The 4,460-nt window shown below is 34.8% G+C and carries 4 protein-coding genes; 2 read left to right on the top strand and 2 right to left on the bottom strand.

All coding sequences use genetic code 11. From position 1 onward, the window contains the following. Positions 1-835: PBECR3 domain-containing polyvalent protein (locus C6H08_RS07770; protein ID WP_459178057.1), on the bottom strand; the 835-nt coding region annotated here is incomplete at its 3' end. Positions 836-895: 60 nt separating this feature from the next. On the opposite strand from C6H08_RS07770, the gene C6H08_RS07765 reads away from it, so the two are divergent. After that, positions 896-1,741: a hypothetical protein gene (locus tag C6H08_RS07765; RefSeq protein ID WP_034562506.1), complete on the top strand. Its 846-nt coding sequence runs from the start codon at positions 896-898 to the stop codon at positions 1,739-1,741. 68 nt (positions 1,742-1,809) lie between these two features. After that, positions 1,810-2,928, top strand: a complete 1,119-nt coding sequence (flhB, locus tag C6H08_RS07760) for a flagellar biosynthesis protein FlhB (RefSeq protein ID WP_034562504.1) — start codon at positions 1,810-1,812, stop codon at positions 2,926-2,928. Between the two features lie 496 nt (positions 2,929-3,424). Here the strand turns inward: flhB and C6H08_RS07755 are convergent. After that, positions 3,425-4,460, bottom strand: a 1,036-nt coding sequence (locus tag C6H08_RS07755) for an outer membrane beta-barrel protein (RefSeq protein ID WP_233708531.1), incomplete at its 5' end; no start/stop codon positions are given.

The following is a 4,460-nucleotide window of genomic DNA, read 5'->3' as shown; positions in this document are numbered from 1 at the left end:
GATTTTGTGGTATAATGTCTGCTTCATAACTGCCACTTAGAGTTCGGTCTAAGTCGTATCCCTTAGAGGAAGGCGTAGGGGCGGTCGTGATATTTCCCCTACTTTTCCACATTGTTACAAATCTTAATTTATTTTTACCTGTTAGCACTTCTTCTACTGCAACATAATGTCCGTTAATTTGCTTTTTATAAACAATATGATTTCCGCTTACTTCTCGTGTATCGTGTGTTTTGATTATACTTTGATAGTCTAGGGCTTCATCTTTTGTAATAGGTATTTGATTGCGTGAAGTCTCTATCGCTTCATCACTATGTCGATTTAAAGCGTGTGCTAAATGCTCGGCATCAATTTCTCTTACTACCGCATAATTTCCTTTAAAATCAAAATCTTTTTTCAGCAATTCTAACTCATCTTGCTCTACTTTTGAGATTATTAATTTATCATTTGCGTTTGGCTTAGTTAAATCCCACTTATCTATGGTTTCTTTTATTTCTTGCTGTGTTAAATCTCTTTCTAAATTGCTTTTTGTTGGCAATTCTTTAACGCTAGTTTCTTTTATCTCTGGCTTATACTCTAACAATAATTGTTTTTCTGCTTCTTTCTCTTTTATCTCTGCTATTTCTACATATTGATTATACATAGAATCTAGCTTAGTTGCTTGGTTTTTGTCTCTTTGCATGAGTTCATCATAAGTCTTTGGCTGTGCTAGATTCTGTATTTCTTGTTTTTCTATGGCTGTAATGTTGTTTTTATCTGTTGTTATGAAATAGGTTTCATTGTCTATCTGTGCTTTTATTATGCTTTTATTTGGCGTGTGGATTGGGTTTTGAAGCATATAAAACCACAAAAACAAGCTATAATGTATCTCATGATTAATAGCAAAAAAGGGGAGTAAATGCGATTTAAAGTTATGCTTTTTAGATATATATTTTGCGTGATACTATCTTTTAATATAGCTTTTGCGTATAAATGCTATGAGGGTTATTGCTCTCATTTTGGTATAGGCTCTGGGGTGGCTTATGCGAATTTCAAAGCGGGTGGTATGCCTGATTTTAATAATATTGGTGGTTATCTCTCCGCTTTTACAAACTATTATTCAAAGCGTTTTGCATTTAATTATGATTTGCAAGTTGGCTTATTTAATGTAGCGCAAAGCGGCTATATACAAGGCTTGAATAATACAAATATACAAGATCGCATGGGTGGCTTTGTGCTTATGGACCTTAATGCAGGGCTTAATCTCGGCTCTTTAGACAAGCCCATTTTACTCACACTATCCCTGCCTGTAAATATGTATAATCTCGGCTGGAATGTAGCCCAAAGGCTATCAAATGAAGCTATTTTTCTAGGCTTTAATCTCTATTCTAACACAAAGCTTACAGAACGCTTTATGCTTTCCTATCAGCTAGGATATAGCTATTGTGTAAGTGGTCGCTATCGCATAGATTCTTATGCGAATATTGCTACACTAAAGGGCGGACATCGCTTACTTTTTAGTCTCAATCTGCTCTATAAAAGAGAGAATGCAGAATCTAGCTTTACCAACAAAGACAAAGCAGACTTTTATGCGTCTTTGAAAGGTATTTATTACATGCTAGAGCCATCAAACACGATACATATAAATAATATTCCCGTGCATTATAATGCGAGTAATAATCTCATGCTTACTTTAGAGTTTGGTGTGAGTTTTGGCATACCACCTATGAGTAGCAAGGACTTTACGCATAAATCGCCCTATTAATAAACTTTGCTATAATTTCGCCTTAGATACTTAAAGATTCACACAAAGCATAACACATAGGATAAAAAATGGTAGAAGAAGAGAAAACCCACGCCCCCTCTCAACGCAAAATACAAAAGGCAAGAGAAGAGGGCAGTGTCGCAAAAAGCCCTGATTTAGTCGGGCTTGTAGGCTTAGTCGTAGGATTAATGCTGCTTTTTATCATATTTCCATTTTGGGTGAAAATCTTTAAAGGCTTGTATGTTGAATGCACGAAGCTTTTCTTAGTGGATTTTAATATGCACACAATTTTTGCCATTACACTCACTATACTAAAAGTCGCCGCATTATGTGCTATGCCCTTTTTCTTCGCTCTCATGGTTGCTGGTATCATCGGCAATGTCGCACAATTTGGCTTTTTATTAAGCTTTAAAATCATAAAACCAAAAGTCGATAAAATAAACCCTATTAAAGGCGCTAAGAATCTATTCTCACTCAAAAAATTGCTTGATGGATTCATTATCACTTTGAAAGTATTTATCGCATTTGCGGTAGGTTTTTTCATCTTTGTAGGCTTTTTAGATGAAGTGGCAAATATCTCTATGAGTCCGCTAAAAGAACAGCTAACATGGTTTTATCAAAAGGCTCTCATTCTCATTGGTGCATTGCTATTTTTATTCTTGGTTATGGGGATACTTGACTTTTTAATCAAGCGGTACCAATATATCAAAAGTTTGCGTATGAGTAAGCAAGAGCTAAAAGATGAGTTTAAACAACAAGAAGGGAATCAAGAAGTAAAAGCAAAAATCCGTCAAATAATGATGAAAAATGCTATGAATAAAATGATGAGTGCAATCCCTAGTGCCAATGTGGTGGTAACAAACCCCACGCATTACGCAGTGGCTTTGCGTTTTAATAGCGAGACAGAATCTGCCCCAGTTGTCGTAGCAAAGGGGATAGATCATCTTGCTGTAAGGATTAAAGGCATTGCAAGGGAACATGAGATTCTAATCATTGAGAATCCACCTTTAGCAAGGGAGCTTTACAGACTTGTCGATGTGGATAGAATGATCCCCGGAGAAATGTTTGAAGCAGTTGTAGAGCTATTCCAGCAAGTAGCAAAACTAGAAGCAGAAAGAGGCAGAGTCCCAGACTTTATGAAACGCGCAGAAGACAAAAAACAAAAGGTGATACAACGCAAAGAGTGAGAACATAAGGCAGGCTATAAGATTTAGTCTAGTCTTTGCTTTTACATTAACCATAGATTCTATGTTTGCATAGGTGTTTTTACAACACTATTATAGAGATATGGGACTTATAATTTTAGAATCTAAAATGTTTTAATAATAAGGTTAAAAATCATAAAATTACACAAGGACCATTTATATTTAAGCCTAAAAGTAATTTAGATGGCTTATTAATTAAACAAAGCCTTGTATATTCTTAATCCATGCAGCGTTAGAATGTAGAATCTCAATGGTCTTTAAAACTAAAATTGTAAAAATATATAATGAAACACATAAGCATAAAAATAGATTATAAAGAATTGCAAGAAATTAAAAGTAAAATAGCATATAAGCAGCGAGATCAAATATTTATGTAAGTAAGATAGAAAGATTTAATCTCTCTAAACCTGCCCTTTATCTCTCATGCTTTGTTTTGAAAAGCATAAAAGGGTGAAAAAGGGTTTATTACAAAGCTAAATTAGAAAATATAGCTATAACCTACTGAAGTTGTAAATAGTCTCACGCTATTTGTTTCATAAAGATTTGTGGGGATTTTGCCACTGCTTGTTTCAGTAACACTCATATCTAAAGTTGGGATTTTAAAGCCAAGCTCGAATCTATGATGATTATTTGCTGTAAGGCTTAAGCCAACATTAACAGGTAGAATAAAGCCACTTGTTTTCATTAAATCTTCCGTTGTGCCAACATTATTTGTCTCTGTTACACTAGCCATACCATAGCCAAGACCAATACCTACAAATGCACCAAATGCAACTGAATCTGTTTGTATAAGATTCACAAGCAAGTCGGCATTCAGTGTGATTACATGTGCAGAACTAAAAACTGTAACACTACTTGCACTTATAGGGTTAAAAACAAAAGTATAATCCAAATATCCACGCACACCAAACATTTGTGTAAAATAGAAATTATATCCAGCTTTTACCCCAATATTTGCACCATATAACATTGTTATCGAGGTTATTGTTGTTGAATTTTTTAGTTGAAATTTTTCAAAACCAAAAGTATATCCAGTATCAAGCCCTAAAAACAACCCACTGCCATTCCCACTATCACCACCAACCCCATCATCAGCAAAAGCTACCATAGGCATAAGAGATAATGCTGCTACACGTGCTATTTTTTTAAAATGTTTGTTCATAAAGAACTCCTTACAATTATTAAAAATTCCATAAAAATTCAAGTTAGGTTCTTGCAAATCTAGCGACTTTTCAAGCCCTAAAAACAACCCACTGCCATTCCCACTATCACCACCAACCCCATCATCAGCAAAAGCTACCATAGGCATAAGAGATAATGCTGCTACACGTGCTATTTTTTTAAAATGTTTGTTCATAAAGAACTCCTTACAATTATTAAAAATTCCATACAAATTCAAGTTAGGTTCTTGCACATTTAGCGACTTTTCAAGACCTAAAAACAACCCACTGCCATTCCCACTATCACCACCAACCCCATCATCAGCAAAAGCTACCATAGGCATAAGAGATAAT

The sequence above is a fragment of the Helicobacter bilis genome (assembly GCF_900198365.1).
GTDB lineage: Bacteria > Campylobacterota > Campylobacteria > Campylobacterales > Helicobacteraceae > Helicobacter_A > Helicobacter_A bilis_B.
Note: the sequence above shows the minus strand (reverse complement) of the source record. Positions and strands in the feature narration are given on the sequence as shown.

What these genes read in the sequence shown, in the direction of transcription:
- flhB (WP_034562504.1), top strand. Translation starts at nt 1,810, where the DNA reads ATGGTAGAAGAAGAGAAAACCCACGCCCCCTCTCAACGCAAAATACAA.
- C6H08_RS07765 (WP_034562506.1), top strand. Translation starts at nt 896, where the DNA reads ATGCGATTTAAAGTTATGCTTTTTAGATATATATTTTGCGTGATACTA.